This window comes from Streptomyces griseus subsp. griseus (genome assembly GCF_000720255.1).
In the GTDB taxonomy this organism is placed as follows: domain Bacteria; phylum Actinomycetota; class Actinomycetes; order Streptomycetales; family Streptomycetaceae; genus Streptomyces; species Streptomyces griseus_I.
The window spans coordinates 172,051-193,529 of the sequence record NZ_JOJE01000020.1; the positions used below are offsets into that span (position 1 = coordinate 172,051).

Sequence of the window (21,479 nt, forward strand, 5' to 3'; positions counted from 1 at the left end):
ATCTACGCGCGAAGATGAGCCTCCGCTACTGCTTCGGTGATGTCCGGACATCACCGACGGTCAGTATCTTCCGGCGGTCGGCGGATAGCCGTACCCGGACGCCGGAGCCGGGGCGGGCGCCGCGTGGGCCTCACGGTCGTAGAACGGGCGCGCCTGGTTGCGCAGCCACATCACGACGGGGTCGTACTCGTCCGTCATGGCGACGGTCGACACCGGCAGCCCCTCCGGGACCGCACCGATCGACTGCTGCATCATCGCCCGCACGGAGTCGACGGCGGTCGGAGAGGTCTCGTACACGTCCAGGCCGATGGCCAGGTACGGCGCTCCGAGCGCCGGTTGTACCCAGGCGCGGCGCAACGAGCGGACGGCGGGCGTGCGGTGGGCGTTCTGTGCGAGAAGGGCGTAGAACTGCGGGATCTCGATGCCGGGTTCGGACAGCCGCAGGGGTCCGGCCGGCTGTCGGTCCAGGCCGGTCGCGATCCGCCGCAGGTCGAGCCAGGGGATGCCGACGCCGCCGCCCGGCGCGTGCGGGTTCAGCCAGAGACCGTAGTGGTCCGGGTAGAGGGTGCGGGCCACGTCGAGCCCGTCGACCACTTCGTACGAGCGGTTCCAGCCGCTCGCCGAGAGTTCCTGGGCGGAGGTGACGCAGGGGGCGTAGCCGTGGCCGTCGACCTCCATGTTCCCGTACTGGGCGTCGGGGGAGCCGGCCTGGCCGTGCCACAGCAGCATCCAGACCTGGCCGGAGGAGGGGGTGGCGAGCGCGCGCAGGAGTGCCTCGTAGGCGTCGTAACGCCCGGGCGTGACCTGGCGCAGCATGTGCTCGACCTGTCCGGCCGCGGCGGTGCCGCTCGCGCTCACCTGTGCCGCCCTTCGTGAGTTGAGTGGGCCTCGTGTATGAAACCAGCTTAGGCGCTGTGCTGGGTTGAGCCGCTTGGGCGCGGGGGGCTGATTCGCCGTGGTCGGGTGCGGGTTGCGGGGGGTCTCGCGCCCACGCGGCGGAGCCGCACATCGATACCGCCCGCGCCCCTGGGCCGGCTACAGATCCCGTATGTAGAAAGGGCGGACCCTCTCGCGCATCCACTCCGCCACCGGGTCGCCCTGGGCCACGTCCAGAAGGACGAGGTTGACGGGCCAGGGGGTGGGGGTCTGACCCAGGGCTCGGCCCAGGGCGTCCAGGGGGAGGGCTCGCAGGTCGCCCTCCAGATGGGAGAGTTCGACGCCGACGAACATGACCGGGTCGGCCGTCTCGATGGTGGCGAGGCAGCGGCGGGCGGTGAGGACGACGCCGGTGGCGGCGAACTCGGTGGCGGCGGCGGCGAGGAAGTCGACCGGGTCGTCCTGCCAGTCGGGCTCGAAGAGGCGGACCCGCCCGCCGCTCGTGGGACCGTCCAGCGGGGTGCGGCCGGAGCGGCACAGCTCGGCGACGGCCTGCGGCGGCAGTGGGACGCCGACCACGCCGTCCGGGTTCACCATGATGCCGACCTGCGGGGGCAGCCCGCGGGCGAACTCGACGGCCGGGGCGATGGTGTACGACATGTGGGAGCCGACGACCTGGCGGAACTGTTCCTCGGAGCTGAAGACGGGCACGTAGGCCTGGCCCTCGATCTCCAGGGTGGGCAGGTCCAGGGGGCCGCTGTGCGGGCCGCGGCCGTTGGGCAGCGGCACCCACACGAAGCTGCGGCCGAGGACCTCCACGATCCGGCCGCCGGATCCGGGTACGCCGAGGGAGGCGGAGAGCACCTCCTCCAGTTCGTTGCCGGGCCAGCCGCCGTGCGAGTGGGGGTGTGCCTGTGCCGGGAAGTCCGCGGGAAAATCCGCCGGGAAGTCCATCTCTCTCAACCGTCTGCCGGGAACCACTGCTGTGGCGGAAAGGCTAGCGGGTGCCGGCCGTCGCGTTCCCCGCCCGTTCCCGCCCTGTGCTCAGGCCCGATCCGGCCCGCCTCGGCCCGTGGCCCGCTCAGCCCGTGAAGCCGATGCGGCGCAGCGTGTCCGCGGCGTCCCGGTCGACCAGGACCGCCGAGCCGCAGCCCGGGGGCAGCTCGCCGCGTTCCACGGAACGCAGCAGGCGGGAGGCGGCCGTGCGGTGGCGCAGGAACGCGTACCGGGAGACGCCCCGGCCGCGTTCGCGCTGACCGGCCAGCGCCGTGTCCGCGGTGACGTCCAGCAGGAGCAGGTGCAGGGTGCCGCCCCGGCGGCGGGCCTCGCGGGCCAGCCAGCGGCGCACCCAGGTCTGCGTACCGCAGTCGTGCACGACCACGCCCGTGCCGGAGCGCAGCGCGCGGTGCAGTCCGGCGTAGTGGGCGAGACGGACGAGGGGGCGGTAGAGGGCGTAGGGCACGAGGCGGGGCAGGCGGGCGTCCCAGCGGTCGCGGGTGTCCTGGGAGTCGATGCCGACGTCCTTCACCGTGCGCCGCATCAGGGTGGACTTGCCGCTGCCGGGCAGGCCGGTGACCACGACCAGGTCGTGGGGGCCGAAGAGCAGGGCGTGGGGGCTGTGACCCGCGCGCTCGCGCAGGTCACGGACGACGGGCTGCGGGCCGTACGCCTCCCGGGCCGGGGCGGCGGGCTGTGCGGGCAGCGCGACGGCCGTGCCGGTCGCGTACGCGGTGGTCCTGTTCACCGTGATCGTCCTCCCCTGGGGTGGCTCGGGTGTAACCTCCCCGCCGAGTGTAAAGAGAAGGTAATACGCGGTGTCTCGCCGTTTCGTTCGCTTTCTGCCACAGGCGGGTTACAGATGCGGCCTGCCACCGGCCGGTACGGGCGTGCAATGATGAGGCCGCCAACTGCATACCGGCCGTTTGAATCCGCGCGGGAGAGTCCCCAGCAGCAGCTGTCCCTGGGGCGCCGAAGGAGCAAGTCCCTCCCTTGAATCTCTCAGGCCCCGTTACCGCGCGGGCGAGGCACATCTGAAAAGCGGATCGCCGTCTGCGGTGGTCCCACCCAAGGTGCAAGCCATGCCCACAGTGGTCATGGCGAACCTCTCAGGTTCCGATGACAGATGGGGAGGAACGACCTCGCCCTGTCCTGTCATGCCATGGGAGACGACCGACCGATGAGCAGTACCGCACTCCGTCACACCGCGCTCGATGCCGTGCATCGCTCGCTCGGCGCGACGATGACCGACTTCGCCGGCTGGGACATGCCCCTGCGCTACGGCTCCGAGCGGGACGAGCACAACGCCGTACGCACGAAGGCCGGGCTCTTCGACCTCTCGCACATGGGCGAGATCACGGTCACCGGACCGCAGGCCGCCGCCCTCCTCGACCACGCCCTGGTGGGCAACATCGGGGGCGTCAAGGCCGGCCGGGCCCGCTACACCATGATCTGCCGGGCCGACGGCGGCATCCTCGACGACCTGATCGTCTACCGGCTCGCCGAGACCGAGGCCGCTTCTTCTGAATACCTGGTGGTCGCCAACGCCTCCAACGCCCAGGTGGTGCTGGACGCCCTCGTCGAGCGGTCCGCCGGGTTCGACGCCGAGGTGCGCGACGACCGGGACGCGTACGCGCTGATCGCCGTGCAGGGGCCGGAGTCCCCCGGCATCCTCGCCTCCCTGACCGACGCCGACCTCGACGGGCTGAAGTACTACGCGGGCCTGCCCGGCACCGTCGCCGGCGTCCCGGCGCTGATCGCGCGCACCGGCTACACCGGTGAGGACGGCTTCGAGCTGTTCGTGAAGCCGGAGCACGCCGTCGAGCTGTGGCAGGCGCTCACCAAGGCGGGCGAGGGCGTGGGGCTGGTCCCGTGCGGTCTGTCCTGCCGGGACACGCTGCGCCTGGAGGCGGGCATGCCGCTGTACGGGCACGAGCTGAGCACCTCCCTCACGCCCTTCGACGCCGGGCTCGGCCGGGTGGTGAAGTTCGAGAAGGAGGGCGACTTCGTGGGCCGCCAGGCGCTGGCCGAGGCTGCCTCCAAGGCTCAGGAGAACCCCCCGCGCGTCCTGGTCGGCCTGGTCGCCGAGGGCCGCCGGGTCCCGCGCGCCGGGTACGCCGTCGTGGCCGGCGGCGAAGTGGTCGGCGAGGTCACCTCCGGCGCCCCCTCCCCCACGCTGGGCAGGCCGATCGCCATGGCGTACGTCGACGCCGCGCACGCGGAGCCGGGCACCAAGGGCGTCGGCGTGGACATCCGGGGCACTCACGAGCCGTACGAGGTCGTGGCGCTGCCCTTCTACAAGCGGCAGAAGTAGACACTGGGCGCGGTGTCCCGCCCGTGCGTGACCCCGCGCACATTTTCGCTGCTCACAGCGGTTTCCGCAGTCACTCATTCACCAGCACTCCCCCGCGTACAGGAGAATTCAGGCCATGAGCAACCCCCAGCAGCTGCGCTACAGCAAGGAGCACGAGTGGCTGTCGGCCGCCGAGGACGGCGTCGCGACGGTCGGCATCACGGAGTTCGCGGCCAACGCGCTCGGTGACGTCGTCTACGCCCAGCTCCCGGACGTCGGCTCCACGGTCGCCGCGGGCGAAACCTGTGGCGAACTGGAGTCCACCAAGTCGGTCAGCGACCTGTACTCCCCCGTCTCCGGCGAGGTCACCGAGATCAACGAGGACGTGGTGAACGACCCGTCGCTGGTGAACTCGGCCCCCTTCGAGGGTGGCTGGCTGTTCAAGGTGCGGGTCTCGGAGGAGCCCTCCGACCTGCTCACCGCCGACGAGTACGCCGCCCACTCCGCCGGCTGAGGAGCCGTAGCCCCATGTCTGTTCTGAACACCCCCCTGCACGAGCTCGACCCGGACGTGGCCGCCGCGGTCGACGCCGAGCTGAACCGCCAGCAGTCCACGCTCGAGATGATCGCCTCGGAGAACTTCGCTCCGCTCGCGGTCATGGAGGCGCAGGGCTCGGTCCTGACCAACAAGTACGCCGAGGGCTACCCCGGCCGCCGCTACTACGGCGGCTGTGAGCACGTCGACGTCGCCGAGCAGATCGCCATCGACCGGGTCAAGGACCTGTTCGGCGCCGAATACGCCAACGTGCAGCCGCACTCGGGCGCCTCCGCCAACCAGGCGGCCCTGTTCGCGCTCGCCCAGCCGGGCGACACGATCCTCGGCCTGGACCTGGCGCACGGCGGTCACCTGACCCACGGGATGCGGCTGAACTTCTCCGGCAAGCAGTTCGACGTGGTCGCCTACCACGTGGACACCGCCACCGGCCTGGTCGACATGGCCGAGCTGGAGCGGCTCGCCAAGGAGCACCGCCCGAAGGTGATCATCGCGGGCTGGTCGGCCTACCCGCGCCAGCTGGACTTCGCGGAGTTCCGCCGGATCGCCGACGAGGTCGAGGCGTACCTGTGGGTCGACATGGCCCACTTCGCCGGTCTGGTCGCGGCGGGCCTGCACCCCAACCCCGTCGAGTACGCGGACGTGGTCACCTCCACCACCCACAAGACGCTGGGCGGCCCGCGCGGCGGCATCATCCTCGCGAAGTCCGCCTTCGCGAAGAAGCTGAACTCGTCCGTCTTCCCGGGCTTCCAGGGCGGCCCCCTGGAGCACGTGATCGCGGCGAAGGCGGTTTCCTTCAAGGTCGCAGCCTCGGAGGAGTTCAAGGAGCGCCAGCGGCGTACGGTGGAGGGCGCGCGGATCCTCGCCGAGCGTCTGACGGCCGCCGACGCCCGCGAGGCCGGGGTCAACGTGCTGTCCGGCGGCACGGACGTGCACCTGATCCTGGTCGACCTGCGGGAGTCCGAGCTGGACGGGCGGCAGGCCGAGGACCGTCTCCACGAGGTCGGCATCACGGTCAACCGCAACGCCGTCCCGAACGACCCGCGTCCGCCGATGGTCACCTCGGGCCTGCGCATCGGTACGCCGGCCCTCGCGACCCGCGGCTTCACGGCCGAGGACTTCGCCGAGGTGGCGGACGTCATCGCCGAGACGCTGAAGCCGTCGTTCGACGCGGAGGCGCTGAAGACCCGGGTCAGGGCGCTTGCCGACAAGCACCCGCTGTACCCCGGTCTGAGCAAGTAATCAAATACCGGTGGGGCACTCGACCGGAGTGCCGGGTGCCCCACCCCCTTGCACCACCCCTGTATTGAGGAGTCACCGTGGCCATCTCGGTCTTCGACCTGTTCTCGATCGGCATCGGCCCGTCCAGCTCCCACACGGTGGGCCCGATGCGCGCGGCGGGACTGTTCGCCCGCCGACTGCGCAACGAGGGTCTGCTGGAGTCCGTCGCCTCCGCACGCGCGGAGCTGTACGGCTCACTGGGCGCGACCGGTCATGGCCACGGCACCCCCAAGGCCGTGCTCCTAGGTCTGCAGGGCGACTCGCCGCGCACGGTGGACGTGGAGCGCGCGGACGAGCGGGTGGAGGAGATCAAGGCGTCCGGGCGGCTGCGGCTCCTCGGCGACCACGAGATCCCCTTCTCCTTCGACGACGACATGGTCCTGCACCGGCGCAAGACCCTGCCGTACCACGCCAACGGCATGACGCTGTGGGCGTACGACGCGTCGGGCGCCGAGCTGCTGTCGAAGACGTACTACTCGGTGGGCGGCGGGTTCGTCGTCGACGAGGACGCGGTCGGCGCGGACCGCATCAAGCTCGACGACACCGTCCTCAAGTACCCCTTCCGCACGGGCGACGAGCTGCTGCGCCTGACGCAGGAGACGGGCCTGTCGATCTCCGCGCTGATGCTGGAGAACGAACGCGCCTGGCGCACCGAGGACGAGATCCGCGCGGGTCTGCTGGAGATCTGGCACGTCATGGAGGCGTGCGTGGCGCGCGGCATGTCCCGGGAGGGCATCCTGCCGGGCGGTCTGAAGGTACGCCGCCGGGCCGCGAACACCGCGCGCAAGCTGCGCTCCGAGGGTGACCCGAAGGCCCTGGCCATGGAGTGGATCACGCTCTACGCGATGGCGGTGAACGAGGAGAACGCGGCCGGCGGCCGGGTCGTCACCGCCCCCACGAACGGCGCGGCCGGCATCATCCCGGCGGTCCTGCACTACTACGTCAACTTCGTGCCGGGCGCCGACGAGGAGGGTGTGGTCCGCTTCCTGCTCGCCGCCGGCGCGATCGGCATGCTCTTCAAGGAGAACGCCTCCATCTCCGGCGCCGAGGTCGGCTGCCAGGGCGAGGTCGGCTCGGCCTGCTCGATGGCGGCGGGCGCGCTGGCGGAGGTGCTCGGCGGATCCCCGGAACAGGTGGAGAACGCGGCCGAGATCGGCATGGAGCACAACCTCGGCCTCACCTGCGACCCCGTGGGCGGCCTCGTCCAGATCCCCTGCATCGAACGCAACGGCATGGCCGCGGTGAAGGCGGTCACCGCCGCCCGCATGGCGATGCGCGGCGACGGCTCCCACAAGGTGTCCCTCGACAAGGTCATCAAGACCATGAAGGACACGGGGGCGGACATGAGCGTCAAGTACAAGGAGACGGCGCGGGGCGGGCTGGCGGTGAACATCATCGAGTGCTGAGCACTTTGCCCTCACCGGGCCCGGTAGTGCCGCAGCCGCGCCGAATCCCACTCGACGATGTCCAGGACATCGTCGGCATACCCCTTGGCCTCAGGGGTCTGGGCGCCGAGAAACGCCCGGTGGACAAGCCAGAGCCCGTCGCGGACTGTCTCCACGCAGCGCGCCTGGAGACTGTCCTCGACCGAGTCGCCATCCACCTCGCCCGAGACGAACCCCAGAAGCAGCCTCAGGATCTCCTTTTCCTGCGGCACAGCCATGCCCTCGAGCATTTGAGGGCCCGGTCGCTGTTGCCGTTGCCGAAGGTGCCTTTGCCGGTGTGACGGATCGACTGCAGCCACATCACGGCCTGCAGCGAGCTCGCGTCCTTCGGGTCGACGGTGGTGCCGGTGACCGGGTCGACCGTGCCGCCCGCGTCGGAGTACACCTGCCCGAGGGCGTAGGAGTCGACCGGGACCAGCTTGTCCGTGTCGCCGTCCCTGACGTGCACCTTGGTGGTGATGGTGTCCAGCCGGGTGGTGGACCAGAAGGTCGGCGACGACACGATGCACACGTCGGTGGGCACCTTGGTGGCGTCGTCGGGCAGCTTGGTCTTGTCGGTCGAATCACAGTGCAGCTCCCAGGGGACGTCCGGCCAGTGCGGGGCCGTGTTGTCGTCCAGGTTCCCGGCGGAGCAGTCGGTGAAGGAGGACGTGGTCTGGCAGCGCTGCTTTGAGGAGAAGTCCACCTGCGCGGCCGGGGTGCGGCCAGCCCAGAACCGACTGGAACGCCGCCGGCCCTGTCCAGTTCGGCCGCCGCCTCTTCCAGGGCACGTACGGCGAGTACGCCGACGGCCGCCTCAGCGACGTCCGCCTGTACGCGACGGCCCTCCCCCCGGCGGACGCGACGGCGATCGGCGGGAGCCCTGCCCTCACCCAGCTCGGCTGACGACGCGATTCCTCCCAGATGTGAACGCCGTGGCATCCGGCAAAAGTCAGGTGACGTCAGCAGCAGCGAGGTGGACAACACCGTTCTGGGTGCGGCAGGAACATGTGCCAGAAGGTACAACGTACCCGCACTTGGAACGACCGCACCTGGAAGCCGGCCCTCGCCGTCTCCTTGTACTTCACGGTGCCGGCGCGTTCGTTGCTTTCAGCGCTGAGCCATGCCGTCTGTCAATCGTCCTGGGGTGGTTCCAGACCCCGGCGCATGAGGGCGAGAAGCACAAGAAGGCCCAGAATGCCCGTGGCGCCTATGACGACGCCCGGCTGTGCATACACGCCGACGGCCCCGGACACGGCAATGCCGATCCCCTGAGCCGTCATCAGGCCGCTGGTCTGAACCGTGAAGATGCGTCCCCTGTAGGAAGGGTCGCTCTCCTTGAGGATCAAGGGGTCGATCCCCTGGTTACAGGCGTATCCCGCTCCGGACAGCGCAAGCAGCACCGCCGCGACGGGAACTGACGGAGCCAGGAAAAAACCCGTCAGAGGGATCTGCGAGCAGATCACGAGGGGGATGACGAGGCGACGCCGATTGCTGGGCGAAAAGCGCGTGACGATCAGCTCCCCCAGGACGGTGCCGACGGCGTAGCCCGTGAAGAGAGCACCTGCCGCAGCCGCGGCCGCTCCGGCCTCCGCCACGTACGCAACAGCCAGGCCGTCACCCACGGACGAGAAACCGGGGACGGCCCAGGTCACCAGGATGAGCCGGCGCAGACGCCGGTGGGTCCACACGTAATGCAGCCCCTGCGTCGAGTCCTTCAGAACAGACCGCAGCGAGCGCTCGGCACCGGCTGCGGCGGCGGGAGTCATCGGGGTGCCGAAACCGATGAGGGCAGCCGACACCAAGAAACTGAACGCGTCAGCGGCCAGCAGCCACAGCGGACCGACCGCGGCAGCCATGACACCGCCTGCCGCGAATCCGGACACCACCGCGATCTGACTGATCGTACGCAGCAGCGAACGCCCTATCGGAAAGGTCTCCGCATCCAGCAGATGGGACAGACTCGCGGCTCTGGCGCCTTGGAAGAGGGGAGCGATGAATCCGGTGATGAGCAGCAGTCCCAGCAGAGCGAGAACCGGCATTCCCGGTATCAGCATGCAGGCGATGCAGGTCGCGCTGACCAGATCGCACACGACCAGCACGCGCCGCGGGGGGAATCGGTCCGCGAGGGACGACAAGGCCGTCCCGCCGACCGCATAGGGAAGAAATGAACAGACCAGGACCAATGCGGACAGAAAAGCGGATTCTGTGCGCTGGAAAATCAGGACGGACAGGGCAACCTCGGCGACAAGGGTTCCTGCCATCGAGATGGCGTGCGCAGCGAACACCGCACTCATCCCGGGAAAACCTAAGACCGACCGAATTCCCGGGGATGGTTTTGCGTCAATGTCCGATTGCCCCATGAGCTTCTCCCCATGCTAGCCCCTGTATCCTGCCGAGACCAGAATTCTGGTCTCGGCAGGATACAGGCTAAAACTCTCTCACTTTCGCATCAGTGAGCGTGACGCATAACTGTCCACCCCCATCCATGGTTCAGAGAATTCCACCTGCTCGGTACGATTCGTTCTGCGAGATCAGTGAGCGTGGCGCATGAAAGCTCACCCCCTTTCACCGGTCGGCGTAACGAACTCGCTCTGCGGGGGCCCCGGCTACCCGGGACAGCCCCTCAGAACGAAACCTCAAGGCGGTGCATCCCGTGCTCGGTCACGTTGAGCCGGGGCACCGGCTCCGCGACGAGACGGGCATCCGGGAAGCGACGGCCGATGGTGCCGAAAGCGATGCGGGCCACCTGGACGGCGACCTGGGCCCCCAGGCAGGCATGTGGTCCTCGGCCGAACCCGAGATGCCGGTTGGGCGTGCGCCCCCACTGCAGGACGTCCGGATCCACGAACATCCTGGGATCCCTGTTCGCCGCGCCGAGGAACATCGAGACGATTTCGCCCTTGCGGATCTTCTTGTCGCCGAGAGACACGTCGCGCACGCATGCGCGACTCTCGACGTGCACAGGACCGGCAAACCTGACGAGTTCATGGACGGCCGTGTCCGTGTCGACCGGAACACGACGCTCGGGCGGGAGCCTCAACAGGGCGAGCAGACCGGTGACCAGGAACCGACTCGCCGTCTGAAAGCCCGCTTGCAGCACAACGCGCAGCGAGTTGAGCAGCACTTCTCGATCGACTCCCACGCTCGGAGCCCGCCTGACGACGTGGGCGGTGAAACCGTCCGGCAGCGGTGAGTCGAGCCATGTCTTCACCAGCGCCGACAGTTCCGCGCGAGCCTCGACTCCAGGCTCATAGCACTCCGGTCGCAGACTCGAGTCCATGCCGTCCACGATGGTGTTCGACAAGGGCACGAACCATTCCCTGTCCGGCTCGGGAACACCGAGCAGCTCGGTCACCGCCCGCAGGGTCAGGGGCTCGGCAATCCTCGAGACGAAGTCGAACGTCTCGTGCTGCTCCACGGCTGCCAGCAACTCGTCGAGGGTGGCTCGGACGGTCTTCTCCAGGACCTCGGTGTCCGCCGCCTTGAATCCTTCGAGCATCAGATGCCGGATCTGGGTGTGCTCCGGCGGATCGAGCGTCTGAAGGCTGAGCAACGAAGGCGGGGTGTCCACGCCCACCCGCCGCCAGTCCTGGCAGAAGTTGTCGGCATCTCGCAGTGCCGCGAATGCCTCCTCGTAGCCCGTCACGAGCCATGCCTCGATGTCGGCGTCCCACAGGACGGTGGACTGCTCGCGCCACCGCCGGTAGATCGGATGGGGATCGAGCAGCGCACTCGGTTCGAGCAGGCTCCAGATGTTGGGCTCCGTCACGCTCTTCCTCTTCCTTCCGTGCGAGACCGGGCGGGCGGAACGGCCCAGCGAGAGAGAGGCATCCGGCTCTTCCCTCAGCCCCTGGTGCGCATGTGTTCGTCGGCGCGTCGCTCGAACTCCTCCGCGGACACGTCCTCGATGTGGGTGGCGAGCGTCCACCGGTGACCGAAGGGGTCGATGACCTGCCCTGCACGGTCACCGAAGAAGTGGTCCTGGACTGCTCGCTGCTGCTTCGCTCCGGCCTGCACGGCACGGGCGAAGGTGGCATCGGCGTCCTCGACGAACAGGTAGAGGGTGACCGGGGTACCGCCGACGCTCTTGGGGCCGAGCAGGCCGGCCTCCACCGACTCGTCGGACAGCATGACGATCGTGCCGCCGATCTGGATCTGTGCGTGCATGATCTTTCCGTCGGGGGCGACGTAACGGGACACTTCCTTCGCCCCGAAGGCCTCGGTGTAGAAGGCAATCGCCTCGCTCGCCCCGTCCACGGACAGATACGCCGTCAGCTCAGCGTATCCGTCCGGAATTGCCTTGACCATTCTTGACCTCCCTGATGTTTCGAGTGCTAGCCGGCGGTGAGCTGATCGAGTGCGTCAAGGAACTTCCGCAACTCGTCCTCCGTGCCGAGCGAGACGCGAAGATGGCCGGGAAAACCGAACATGCTGGTATCCCGTACGAGAATGCCGTAATCCTTGGCGAGTACGTCCTGCGCCTCCGCGGAGGCGTCTACCTGGACGGCGACGAAATTCGTCACCGACGACAAGTACCGGTATCCGCGCCGCTCCAGTTCCGCGGTGAACCACTGACGCCGTTCCGCAGTGCCCTCGCGGATCTCGTTGAGGAACCCCTGATCGGCCAGCGCGGCCGATGCAGCGGCCTGTGCGACACGGTTCACGCTGAACGGAAGGACGTTCAGGGTCCGGCGGACTTCGGCGATGAGATCGGCTCGACCAATGGCATATCCGATCCGCAAGGCAGCCAAACCATATGCCTTGGAGAAGGTACGCAACGCGAGTACCGGAGCACCCCGCTCAAGGAAGTCCCGTGTCTGCGGCAGGCCCGGGTCACTGAATTCCTGGTACGCCTCGTCCAGAACCAGCGGAACGTCGCCGTCGTGCGCCGCTGAGATCAGGGCGAACAACGCGTCCCTTGACAGCGCGGTTCCCGAGGGATTGTGCGGATTGCACACGTACCCGATGCCGCACTCGGGAAGTCTTTCCGCGAAGTCCTTGACGTCGATGGCGGCATCCCGCAGGGGTAGCGCGACAGCTCCACGGCCAATACGTTCAAGGACTTCCCGGTAGCCGGGAAAAGTGCCGGCGGTGACCAGGCCGGGGCGAGAGAGCTCACCGAGCGTCAGAGCGGTGGCCAGCACCAACTCGTCGCTGCCGTTGGCCACCGCGACCTGGTCCTCGGAAACGCCCCAGTACTCGGCGAGGGCCTTGACCAGGGTCTCCCTTTGCGGCGCCGGATAACGGTTGACCCGTTCCAACGCTCCGGTCGCCGCGGCGACGGCCTCCGGGCTCGCGCCGAAGGGACTCTCGCTCAGGTGCAGCCGCACCAGCCTGTCCGCATCCGGCACACTGGTGTTGTAGACCTTCGGCTCCGGCCGTGTCGGCGCACTCACAGCTGAGATCCCAACAGGATTCCGAAGCAGTAACTCCCCACCGTCGCTTCCTTGGTGACGAAACAGTGCTCGCTGCCCGCCGGAATGCGCATCACCGCCGGCGAAGTCAGTTCATGACGCACCCCGTCGAGATGGACCTCGATACGAGCCTGACCCGGAACCGGCGAGATGAGGAAGTAGATCTCGTCGACTTCGTGGGTGTGCGGCTCGGCGACCGGCTTGCCCACGAGGGCGCTGAGCTCACCACCCGCGATCTGCACCGGCATGCCGCCGAACATGTCCGCGGTGAGATAGAAGGGCGCGGGCTGGTGATGCCCTGCCACCGCGAGCGGAATGGGAAGCTTGGATTCGATTTCAGCGCTGGTGACGCGGCTCACGCTGCCTCCAGTACGAAGAGGTAGGTGTGCGGCGCGCCGAACGGCACCGCGCGACGCAGGCGCATGCCGCCCTTTTCGAAGAGCTCTTCGTACGACTCACGGGTGTAGATGGGGACGCCCATGAGAGCGTGCGCCAGTTCAAAACCACTGGAGAAGATCGGCAGGCTGCTCTCGCCGTTTCGCGGCCGCACTGTGGTGTCACCGAGCAGGAACGTGTTCGCCTCGGGAAAAGCAGCACGCAGCCGGGGGATCACTTGGTCGCGACGTTCCGGGTCGACCAACAGGTCGTGCAGGAACATGAAGCTCATGACGACATCGGCTTCGCCCGCACCCTGGACCTGGTGCCCGTTGAACAGGATGTCGAGTACGTCGGCGCACACGGGCTGGACCGTGCCGCCGAGACCGTACCGATCTACGGTGCCGGCCGCGAGTTCGGTGGCGGACTTGCTGATGTCGATTCCTATTCCGCGGCTTCCGGGGCGTGCCTTGACCAGCCGGGAGACCCGCTCGCTGACGCCGGCCCCGAGGTCGACGAGCGTGGTGAAATCGAGCTGGGAGATCTCCTCGTCCAGGATGTGCCGCATGAGCGCGGTGTCCGCCTGTGCCGAGCCGAGTGCCACCATCCCCTCGTCGCGATGGAGATCGACGCCGAATCGGCGCTCCCCCCGTGCGATGGAAGCGGCGTTCGCGAACACGTCGTGGTAACCGCCGACCCCCCACGTGAAGAAGCCGATCATCCGACGGACATCCTCGCCCGTCCGGGTCATCCGAACGCGGTCACCGTGCGAGGACACGAAGCCGAAGGATTCCGCTGCGCGGACCAGGGCGTGGACGACCGCCTCGTCCAGCTTGTTCTCCTGGCAGAACGAGGAGACATAGACGGAACCGTCGTCCTGCAGTGCGTGGAACAACCCAAGGCGCTCCATTGCGTGCACCACGTGTGCACCGATGAAGCCGTTGAAGGCGGTATCAGGGTTCAGTGGCGTCAGAGCCTCGCCGTGCCATTGTGCGGTCAACGTGTGTACCGGCGACAATCGTCTACACCTCTCAGGAGAAGCGGCGGACGGGGAGCGCGCCGTCCGCCGCGAGAACGACCCGGTCAGAAGGCCTCAAGCCGGGCCAGGTTGGTGGCCAGCGAGTACGGCGTGAGATCGACGCTGGGCTGGCGGCCCAGGTAGAGGTCCCGGATGATCTGGCCGGAGATGGGCGCCTGCGCCAGTCCGTGGCCGGTGTAACCGGCGGCGAAGAAGATCCGCTCGTGCTCGCCGCCGGCCTTGCCGATGAGGGCCGACTTCGTCGGCGTGACGTCCAGGCTGCCGGTCCACGCGCTGTGCAGCTTGACGTCCTTCAGCTGGGGATACCACTTCGGCAGCTCGTCGACGGCCGCCTGGAACCAGATGTCCCGCATTCCGTCCTGCTTGGAAATGCGCTCGAGGCCGACGAGGAAGGACTTGCCCATGCCCATCGTCTTCAGCCCGGACACGGGGTGGAACGTGAACGGCGAATCGTGCACGTCGCCCTCGGTGACGAGCGGGTCGGTGTGCAGGAGTTCGGCGAACTGCCCCCACACCGGCAGGTCCAGGCCGGCCATCTTGGCGACGTCGCCGCTCCACGGTCCGGCCGCGATGACGACCGCGTCCGCGGTGAAGTCGCCGGCGCTCGTGCTGACCACGCCGCTGCCGGCGTCCAGCCCGGTCACGGTGATGCCGCTGAGGAGCCGTGCGCCGAGCTTCCGCGCGCCCTCGGCGTAACCCTCGACGATCACCTCGGGCTTGATGCGGTACGTCTGCGGGTTCCAGATGGCGGCCTCGATGGTGTCCGGGTCCAGCCAGGGGTTGAGCTCGACGGCCTGCGCGGCGGTGAGCAGTTCCAGCTCCGCTCCGGCCTCGCGGTGGTCGGGCAGCTCCGCCTCCAGCTCGGCCGCCTGCTGCGGGTTGGTCAGCACTGTCAGCAGCCCCAGGTTGGCAAGCCCGAGGTCGACACCCATGGCCGTGGCGAACGACTTGAAGTCGGCCAGGCTGCGTGCTGCCAGCTCGGAGTCGTGCGGCTTCCTCGGGAAGTAGGTGCGGAAGGCGCGGGCGGTCTGGGATGTGGTCGCGGCCCCGAACGTGCCCTTCTCCAGGAGGAGGACGTCGATGCCCTCCTTGGCGCAGTGGTAGGCGATGGACGTACCGATCACCCCGCCACCGATGATCAGCAGCTGTGCCGTGTTCTTCTGCTCAGACATTCGCACCCCTCATGACGGTCGGACGGTAGGTCCACTTCTCGCCTTCCAGAGCCCACGGGAACAGCTGAAGATTCCATGCACCGATGGCATTGACGTACGTCGCCATCTGCCCCATCAGTGCGACGAAGTCTTCCTTCGTGGTAATTCCTTCGAGCGCGGCAACGACTTCTTTGGTGATGTCCCACAGCGTGTTCAATCCGCAGTAGCCGAGGAATTCGGTCGGCTTGACCAGCAGGATCTTGGCCATCTCGAGCAACGCCGAGAGCTCAATTTCAGTCTGCCGGGCCGCACGCACGAGACTCGTGTAGGACACGTAGCCAAGGGGTCGCGTCTCACCATTGACAGCCACCAGGGTTGTCAATACCGATTTCTTCGTCCCAGCTCCGGACGGAAACGTGCCCTCGTGGATGTCGACCAGTTCATCCGTCGGGTCGACCAGCACCCGCTCGGTTTCCGCGGCGATCCTCTCGATCAGCTCGCGGACCCGCTCGGACTCGGCGGGAAGCCGACGCACGCCGTGGCCGGCCGGCCCGTCCACCCGCCGCACCTGGGCAATCACCGGCTCACCGTTGCGGTATACGGAATCCCAGATCAGCTGCCCGATCTTCGGCAGCGACTCGACGTCCTCCGGCACGACGGAGCCGATCGGCGAGGTCGGCATCGGCTCGGTCAGCTCGCCGTACTTGATGGTCAGGTGCTGCACCGGGGAGAGGAACACGGTGCCGTTGGGCTGAATCTTGCGGTCCACCCGGTAATCCGGCACCGCGTGCAGCACATCGTGCGCCGGCGGCACGTGGTACATGCAGTCGCCGGCCACGAGCGCGTGACCCTGCAAGGTCCGGTACGGCAATGCTGCCCATAGCGGCTCGACAAGGCCTGCGTTACGCCCCTCGTCGAGGGTGATCCGAACCCTGGCGCCGATCGACTCCCAGGCGATCTCAATTTGGCGCATGATGCCCCTACCTCGTTCTACTCGACCCCTGTTTTCTGACGAGAGTGCATGACAGTTTCCAGGGGATTTGGATACCAGCAACGGGCAAGATGCCGTCTCCAACGACTATAGGAGCCACTGCTTTTTTTCGGTCAACACGAGCGCCACCTTTGTCAGAACGCCGAGTGTTTGTCACTTCGAGTTGCGCGCCGTATTTAGGCATGCCGAATGCCGGGGCCTGCCACGGCAGGTACCGGCATTCGGCACAGTGAAATATGGGAGATTTCCTGAGTGCTGAGGTCCTCAGCCCGCTCGTCGCGTGGGAAGGTGGACCTGACTCGTGCTCCCCGGGCCCGTCATCGGCGCCTGGGGTGTCCGGTGCAGCAACCTCGACGCACAGAGCAGCGCGATCAAGGAGACCCCGACGGGCAACATCGTGGTCTGCCGCATGGCGTCGACGAACCCGTCCCGGAGCACTTCGCCGCCGACGCTTCGGATCGTGTCGATGACATCGGGCGACTGGCCGGCGGTCAGTGTCCCGGCGAACGTGTCACCGTCCTGCAGGGTGATGGTGCTGACATTGGCGAAGTGGTCGATGAACGAGGCTCTGACCTCCGGCGGAAGCTCGGCCGCCTGCTGGACGGCATGCTCGTGCAGCGAGGCGTTGAGCCGGTTCTGCAGCAACGCGCCGATGGCGGATCCGCCGAGCACCGCGCCGATCTGCCGGGTGGTGTTGAAGACGCCGGATGCTCCTCCGGCCAGTCTCGGGTCCAGGTCACCGACAGCCAGGTTGGCCGTCAGGACGAACACGCAACCGATACCGACGCCCGTGATCAGGAGCGCGGGTATGAACTGCCACGGACTCGCGCCTGCCCTGGCCTGGATCGCCAGCAGCGCCAGGCCGACGGCGTAAGCGATCAAACCGAACATGAGCATGGGCTTGCGGCCCATCCGGTCGGACAACCGGCCGCCGATCGGGGCCACCAGGCCCGATGCGAACGAGGCCACGGCCAGCGTCATCCCGGCCATGCTCGACGACAGGCCCAGCACGAACTGCAGATAGATCGTCATGGGCAGTGCCAGGCCGATCATCGCGAAGCCGAAGCACAGCATGGTGCCGCTGGCCACGGAGAAGCTCCGGTTGGCGAACAGACTGAGCGGAACCAGCGGCTCCCGTTTCTCCACCCGTTGCAGGAACACGAACGCGACGAGGAGGAGCCCACCGAGGGCGAGCAGCAGGGGGATCGACAGCGGACCCGCGACGGTGCCCCAGTGGTAGCGCTCGCCCTCGAGCAGGCCGAAGCTGATGGCGAGCAGCGCCAAGCAGATCAGGATCATGCCGGGGACGTCGAACCGGTGGTGGGCGCCCGGCCGCGGATCGGGAACGACCACCACCGCGAGGATCACGCCCAGGACACCGATCGGCACGTTCACCAGGAAGATCCACTGCCACCCGAGCGCGTCGACGAGCACACCGCCGAGCACCGGACCGCTCACGGTGGAGAATGCGGCGACCATGCCCCACAGCCCGATGGCGGCACCCCGCCTGTGCGGCGGGAAGAGCATCGTGATGAAGGCGAACGTCTGCGGGCCGAGCAGGGCGGCGCCGGTGCCGGCGAGGACACGGGCCGCGATCAACTGGTTCGCACTCGTCGCGGCGCCGCAGAGCGCGGAGGCCACCGTGAAGACGATCAGCCCGGCCACGTAGAGCCGTTTCGGCCCGAAGCGGTCACCCAGCCGGCCCGCGGCGATCAGCTGCACGGCCAGGGCGAGGACGTAGCCGTTGACGACCCACAGGATCTGGTCGAAGTCGGCGTTCAGATCGGCCTGGATGGCGGGTATGGCGACGTTGACGATCGAGGTGTCGAGCAACGTCATGAAGAACCCGGCACACAGCACCCCCAGCACGCCCCATGGGCTGTCGCGGAATCGCGCTCCCGCTCCCCGCATGGTCAGGCCCCGTTGCGGGCCAAGGAGAACGGCGTGATGTCGACGCCGGGCTGCCGGCCGAGACAGAGGTCTCGGATGATCTTGCCGGTGGCGGGTGCCTGGCCGAGATCGTGGCCGGTGAAACCGGCGGCGAAGAAGATTCGCTCGTGTTTGCCGCCCGCCTTGCCGATGAGTGCTGTCCTCGAGGGCGTGACGTCGAGGGTTCCGGTCCAGGCGCTGTGCAGCTTGACGTCTCGCAGCCGCGGGTATCGGCGCGCCACCTCGTCGCAGGCCGCCTCGTGCCAGATGTCCCGCATACCCTCCCTCTTGGAGAAGCGCTCGAGTCCCACCAGGAATGACGGCCCCATCCCCATCGTCTTCAGCCCGGCCTCGGGGTGGAACGTGAATGGCGCTTCGACATCACCGTCACCGACCGGGTCGGTGCGGAACAGCTCCGCGTACTGGCCCCACACCGGCAGCTTCAAGTCGGCCATCGCGGCGATGTCACCGCTGCACTGCCCGGCCGCGATGACGATCGCCTCCGCGGTGAAATCACCCGCCGTGGTGCTGACGCGGCCGGTGCGCGCATCCACCTCGGTGGCGGTCGTGCCGGTCCACACGCGCGCACCGTGCTTCCGTGCGCCTTCCGCGTAGCCTCGGAGCACCTCGTCCGCTCTGAGGTGGATCATCTGCGGGCACCAGACCGCCGCCTCGACGCCCGCCGGATCCAGCCAGGGGTTGCGCCGGATGGCCTGAGCGGCGGTCAACAGCTCCAGTTGCACACCGACATCGCGCTGTGCGGGCACCTCCGCTTCCAACACGGCCGCCTGATCCGCAGTGGAGGCCACCACCAGCATTCCCGTCTCCGTCAGCCCGAGATCCACCCCCACGGTGGCGCCGAACGAACGGAAGTCGGCCAGGCTGCGCACCACCAGCTCGGAGTCGTGCACCCGCCCCGGAAAATAGGTGCGGAACGCGCCCGCGGTCTGCGTCGCGGTGGATTCGATCGCATCCCGTTCCAGGAGAACGACGTCGATGCCCGCCTCCGCACAGTGGTAGGCAATGGACATGGCGATCACGCCGGTACCGATGATCAGTAATTGTGCCGTGTTCTGCTCAGACATGCACGATCTCCCGTGACGTGGTCTACCCGCAGCGATACCGGAAACGTATCAGCGGCGATAATTTATCCCGGCTGCAAAAGAACAGGCTTTGTCACCTTCGCGCCCGCGCGAAAAAATTAAGCATGTGTCAGCTTCGAACGTGCGGCGGGCTAGGAGCAGTTCTGCCGGTTCATGGTGCCCGTACCCCAGTGCCGCGAAAGGCTCGGCTGATGACCGGTGCCGGACAGCACGCGTGCGGCGTGTGCCGCAGAGGCAAGGGTGACGTGCCGATGCCAGCCGGGGTAGGACCGGCCGCTGAAGTCCCAGATGCCCACCTGCTCGGCAATCACCTCGAGGTCACGGTCGACCTGCGGCAGAAGTCTGGTCAGGCTCACCAGGGACGCGATCGGCATGGTCGTCAGATTCGTGAGCCACAGTTCCTCGCCCGTGCTTTCACCGAGGGGATTGATCGTCAGCAGTTGCAGCGGGGTTTTCCGGGAATCAGATCCGGGGGCCTGGACGTCAACGGTCGCGACCATATGCGCCTTCGGTCTCCCCGGTTCCATAAAGGTGATCGGACGGCGGCGGAATTTGGCCGCCTCCGCGACCTGGCGGGCGACCTGCGGGGCGTGCCCACGGTAACCGGCGAAACCCCCGTCATCGATAGCCAGCGGCATACTGTGCGGAATACGGACCAGCATGGGAAACTTGCCCGCGCGTAGTGTCCGGAAAAGCTGGGTGGCGTCCAAAGCACGACCGTCGAGCAGCACCGGACGGTCGGTGACGTCGCGCTCCCCGGGAAGGTGCAGAAATGCCTGGGCCATGCATTCGCCGAGTGTCTCGGCGCGCAGGTCGTCGGGAAGCGCCGCGCGGGTCCGCCGGCGATCGTCTTCCAGCCACTCCTTGGGCATCTGGAGCCGCCAGCCCACGGGGAAGCTCCCCTGCTCGGACACGGCCAGAACGCCGACTGCCTGCTGGGCGTGCACGGCCTTGCGGCGGTCGGGGCAGAACCGCCTGCTCACGCCCACGGTGTGCAGGCCCGCCTTGGGAATCATGACCGGACGGATGACCCACACCTCGGGTGCCGCCGCGCGCGTCACGTACTGGGTCAGTGCCGCTCGGACCGGCTCCCAGTCCCACGTCGAGTCGCTGATGAAGTGGTGCAGGCGCTGATCGATCCCCGGTCCGCCGATGAACGCCGCGATGTTCCTGATGGTTTTGCGCCCCGGTGTTTCCAGCAGCCCGTGCAGGTACTGCCGCGCCCGCTGCCGTTGGTCACGGCGGACCAGCCTGCCGAACAAGTCGTCACACAGGTCGTCGAGGACAGAAGTGAGCAGCTCGGGCGCACCCTGGCGGACCAGGTCCGGCAGGTCGGCGCGCCCGCTGTCGGATTTCGGCACGTCCGGCTGCCGCTGCGAACGGCCCTGTCCGTCGGGCATCCGGGGCGAGCGGTTCGACTGACGCGGCGGCAGGTGTCGAGCCGGCGCTTCCGGCTCGGATCCCACCGGTTCGCAGATGTTCCCGTGACCGGTGGCCATGCAGAGGGGGAGGACACGGCCGTCGAACGCGGCTCGCGTGGTCGACGCGACGTCCGGGACGGCCGAGCATCCACACATCGCGCCCACGGTTCCCGGCTCAGGACGGGTCGCTGCCGCAATGGCCCGGTCCGACCGCTGGGGATGCGGTATGACGAACCGATTCTCTTTCGAATTACCGTCGGCGCGCGGCAATGGCGCACCCTGCGCGACGACCGGCCTGTCCGACGTGATGAACACGTCCTCCTCGTCGCCGTCGAAGAAGACGACGTCGATGGATTGCTCCCCACGGATTTCCGCAGCCCTTAATCGGTGCATGCCTTCGATTATTCGCATCGTATTACGATGCACGATTATGGGCGGTAATCTCCCCGACAGCTGGGCAAGCATCTCCACATACTCGTCGTCCTCACCCTTGCCACGGGCGGATTCCTCCAGCCTCAGACAGCGGATCGGAACGTTTCTCACCTGTCCGGACTCCTGCGCATCCGCGTCAGGAAATGTCGCATCGGTTCGGTTGGCATGAATGTCCGGAGAACGCTTGCACCCCATCGAC

21 protein-coding genes and 2 riboswitches are annotated in these 21,479 nt (G+C 67.8%); of the genes, 5 read left to right on the forward strand and 16 right to left on the reverse strand.

The window, feature by feature from the left end; translation table 11 throughout:
- Positions 1-60 precede the first annotated feature (60 nt).
- From IG99_RS26175 to IG99_RS26185, 3 genes are all read right to left on the reverse strand, one after another.
- Positions 61-858, reverse strand: a complete 798-nt coding sequence (locus IG99_RS26175) for an enhanced serine sensitivity protein SseB C-terminal domain-containing protein (protein WP_037677735.1) — start codon at positions 856-858, stop codon at positions 61-63.
- Between the two features lie 177 nt (positions 859-1,035).
- Entirely contained in the window at positions 1,036-1,830 is a 795-nt protein-coding gene (locus IG99_RS26180; RefSeq protein ID WP_037677738.1) for an enhanced serine sensitivity protein SseB, read from the reverse strand.
- A gap of 127 nt (positions 1,831-1,957) precedes the next feature.
- Positions 1,958-2,626 (reverse strand): AAA family ATPase, encoded by a 669-nt coding sequence (locus IG99_RS26185; RefSeq protein ID WP_037677740.1) that lies wholly within the window; start codon positions 2,624-2,626, stop codon positions 1,958-1,960.
- 173 nt (positions 2,627-2,799) lie between these two features.
- Positions 2,800-2,900: riboswitch (glycine riboswitch) on the forward strand.
- A riboswitch (glycine riboswitch) is annotated at positions 2,901-3,008 on the forward strand.
- Positions 3,009-3,052: 44 nt separating this feature from the next.
- Here IG99_RS26185 and gcvT point away from each other — a divergent pair.
- The 4 genes from gcvT to IG99_RS26205 all read left to right on the forward strand — a co-directional run bounded on the left by gcvT (position 3,053) and on the right by IG99_RS26205 (position 7,404).
- Positions 3,053-4,186 (forward strand): glycine cleavage system aminomethyltransferase GcvT, encoded by a 1,134-nt coding sequence (gene gcvT, locus IG99_RS26190; RefSeq protein WP_037677852.1) that lies wholly within the window; start codon positions 3,053-3,055, stop codon positions 4,184-4,186.
- Between the two features lie 115 nt (positions 4,187-4,301).
- Positions 4,302-4,679, forward strand: a complete 378-nt coding sequence (gene gcvH / locus IG99_RS26195) for a glycine cleavage system protein GcvH (RefSeq protein ID WP_037677742.1) — start codon at positions 4,302-4,304, stop codon at positions 4,677-4,679.
- 14 nt (positions 4,680-4,693) lie between these two features.
- A complete protein-coding gene (glyA, locus tag IG99_RS26200) occupies positions 4,694-5,959 on the forward strand; it encodes a serine hydroxymethyltransferase (protein WP_037677744.1) in 1,266 nt (421 codons plus the stop codon).
- Positions 5,960-6,036: 77 nt separating this feature from the next.
- Positions 6,037-7,404: an L-serine ammonia-lyase gene (locus tag IG99_RS26205; RefSeq protein ID WP_037677745.1), complete on the forward strand. Its 1,368-nt coding sequence runs from the start codon at positions 6,037-6,039 to the stop codon at positions 7,402-7,404.
- Positions 7,405-7,415: 11 nt separating this feature from the next.
- On the opposite strand, the gene IG99_RS26210 is transcribed toward IG99_RS26205, so the two are convergent.
- Both IG99_RS26210 and IG99_RS26215 read right to left on the reverse strand, forming a co-directional pair.
- Positions 7,416-7,661 carry a hypothetical protein gene (locus tag IG99_RS26210; RefSeq protein WP_158973238.1) on the reverse strand — a complete coding sequence of 82 codons (246 nt, stop codon included), beginning with the start codon at positions 7,659-7,661 and terminating at the stop codon, positions 7,416-7,418.
- Positions 7,631-8,128 (reverse strand): hypothetical protein, encoded by a 498-nt coding sequence (locus IG99_RS26215; protein WP_037677748.1) that lies wholly within the window; start codon positions 8,126-8,128, stop codon positions 7,631-7,633. Before IG99_RS26215 ends, IG99_RS26210 begins: the two co-directional genes overlap by 31 nt.
- Between IG99_RS26215 and IG99_RS26220 the strand changes: the two genes are divergently transcribed.
- Positions 8,113-8,328 carry a hypothetical protein gene (locus IG99_RS26220; RefSeq protein ID WP_037677751.1) on the forward strand — a complete coding sequence of 72 codons (216 nt, stop codon included), beginning with the start codon at positions 8,113-8,115 and terminating at the stop codon, positions 8,326-8,328. The genes IG99_RS26215 and IG99_RS26220 overlap by 16 nt on opposite strands.
- A 227-nt stretch (positions 8,329-8,555) precedes the next feature.
- Here IG99_RS26220 and IG99_RS26225 read toward each other — a convergent pair whose 3' ends face one another.
- From IG99_RS26225 to IG99_RS44285, 11 genes are all read right to left on the reverse strand, one after another.
- Positions 8,556-9,719, reverse strand: coding sequence for an MFS transporter (locus IG99_RS26225; RefSeq protein WP_107056026.1), 1,164 nt, complete (start codon positions 9,717-9,719; stop codon positions 8,556-8,558).
- Between the two features lie 329 nt (positions 9,720-10,048).
- Complete coding sequence (locus tag IG99_RS44280) at positions 10,049-11,194, reverse strand: cytochrome P450 (RefSeq protein WP_051865888.1); 1,146 nt, start codon at positions 11,192-11,194, stop codon at positions 10,049-10,051.
- Between the two features lie 74 nt (positions 11,195-11,268).
- Positions 11,269-11,733, reverse strand: coding sequence for a VOC family protein (locus tag IG99_RS26235; RefSeq protein WP_037677752.1), 465 nt, complete (start codon positions 11,731-11,733; stop codon positions 11,269-11,271).
- Positions 11,734-11,759: 26 nt separating this feature from the next.
- Positions 11,760-12,821: a pyridoxal phosphate-dependent aminotransferase gene (locus IG99_RS26240; protein ID WP_037677753.1), complete on the reverse strand. Its 1,062-nt coding sequence runs from the start codon at positions 12,819-12,821 to the stop codon at positions 11,760-11,762.
- Positions 12,818-13,198 (reverse strand): cupin domain-containing protein, encoded by a 381-nt coding sequence (locus tag IG99_RS26245; protein ID WP_037677754.1) that lies wholly within the window; start codon positions 13,196-13,198, stop codon positions 12,818-12,820. Before IG99_RS26245 ends, IG99_RS26240 begins: the two co-directional genes overlap by 4 nt.
- Positions 13,195-14,232: a class I SAM-dependent methyltransferase gene (locus IG99_RS26250; protein WP_037677755.1), complete on the reverse strand. Its 1,038-nt coding sequence runs from the start codon at positions 14,230-14,232 to the stop codon at positions 13,195-13,197. The genes IG99_RS26245 and IG99_RS26250 overlap by 4 nt, the downstream gene beginning before the upstream one ends.
- 65 nt (positions 14,233-14,297) lie before the next feature.
- Positions 14,298-15,425 carry an NAD(P)/FAD-dependent oxidoreductase gene (locus IG99_RS26255; RefSeq protein ID WP_051865890.1) on the reverse strand — a complete coding sequence of 376 codons (1,128 nt, stop codon included), beginning with the start codon at positions 15,423-15,425 and terminating at the stop codon, positions 14,298-14,300.
- Positions 15,418-16,377 carry a cucumopine synthase-related protein gene (locus IG99_RS26260; RefSeq protein ID WP_037677756.1) on the reverse strand — a complete coding sequence of 320 codons (960 nt, stop codon included), beginning with the start codon at positions 16,375-16,377 and terminating at the stop codon, positions 15,418-15,420. Before IG99_RS26260 ends, IG99_RS26255 begins: the two co-directional genes overlap by 8 nt.
- A gap of 282 nt (positions 16,378-16,659) precedes the next feature.
- Complete coding sequence (locus tag IG99_RS26265; protein WP_078947906.1) at positions 16,660-18,306, reverse strand: DHA2 family efflux MFS transporter permease subunit; 1,647 nt, start codon at positions 18,304-18,306, stop codon at positions 16,660-16,662.
- Positions 18,307-18,308: 2 nt separating this feature from the next.
- On the reverse strand, positions 18,309-19,409 hold the full coding sequence (locus tag IG99_RS26270) for an NAD(P)/FAD-dependent oxidoreductase (RefSeq protein ID WP_037677757.1): 1,101 nt from the start codon (positions 19,407-19,409) through the stop codon (positions 18,309-18,311).
- A gap of 149 nt (positions 19,410-19,558) precedes the next feature.
- Positions 19,559-21,391, reverse strand: coding sequence for an IS701 family transposase (locus IG99_RS44285; RefSeq protein WP_051865894.1), 1,833 nt, complete (start codon positions 21,389-21,391; stop codon positions 19,559-19,561).
- Positions 21,392-21,479: the final 88 nt, after the last annotated feature.

What these genes read in the sequence shown, in the direction of transcription:
- IG99_RS26180 (WP_037677738.1), bottom strand. Translation starts at nt 1,830, where the DNA reads ATGGACTTCCCGGCGGATTTTCCCGCGGACTTCCCGGCACAGGCACAC.
- gcvT (WP_037677852.1), top strand. Translation starts at nt 3,053, where the DNA reads ATGAGCAGTACCGCACTCCGTCACACCGCGCTCGATGCCGTGCATCGC.
- gcvH (WP_037677742.1), top strand. Translation starts at nt 4,302, where the DNA reads ATGAGCAACCCCCAGCAGCTGCGCTACAGCAAGGAGCACGAGTGGCTG.
- glyA (WP_037677744.1), top strand. Translation starts at nt 4,694, where the DNA reads ATGTCTGTTCTGAACACCCCCCTGCACGAGCTCGACCCGGACGTGGCC.
- IG99_RS26210 (WP_158973238.1), bottom strand. Translation starts at nt 7,661, where the DNA reads ATGGCTGTGCCGCAGGAAAAGGAGATCCTGAGGCTGCTTCTGGGGTTC.
- IG99_RS26225 (WP_107056026.1), bottom strand. Translation starts at nt 9,719, where the DNA reads ATGAGTGCGGTGTTCGCTGCGCACGCCATCTCGATGGCAGGAACCCTT.
- IG99_RS26235 (WP_037677752.1), bottom strand. Translation starts at nt 11,733, where the DNA reads ATGGTCAAGGCAATTCCGGACGGATACGCTGAGCTGACGGCGTATCTG.
- IG99_RS26255 (WP_051865890.1), bottom strand. Translation starts at nt 15,425, where the DNA reads ATGTCTGAGCAGAAGAACACGGCACAGCTGCTGATCATCGGTGGCGGG.
- IG99_RS26260 (WP_037677756.1), bottom strand. Translation starts at nt 16,377, where the DNA reads ATGCGCCAAATTGAGATCGCCTGGGAGTCGATCGGCGCCAGGGTTCGG.
- IG99_RS26265 (WP_078947906.1), bottom strand. Translation starts at nt 18,306, where the DNA reads ATGCGGGGAGCGGGAGCGCGATTCCGCGACAGCCCATGGGGCGTGCTG.
- IG99_RS26270 (WP_037677757.1), bottom strand. Translation starts at nt 19,409, where the DNA reads ATGTCTGAGCAGAACACGGCACAATTACTGATCATCGGTACCGGCGTG.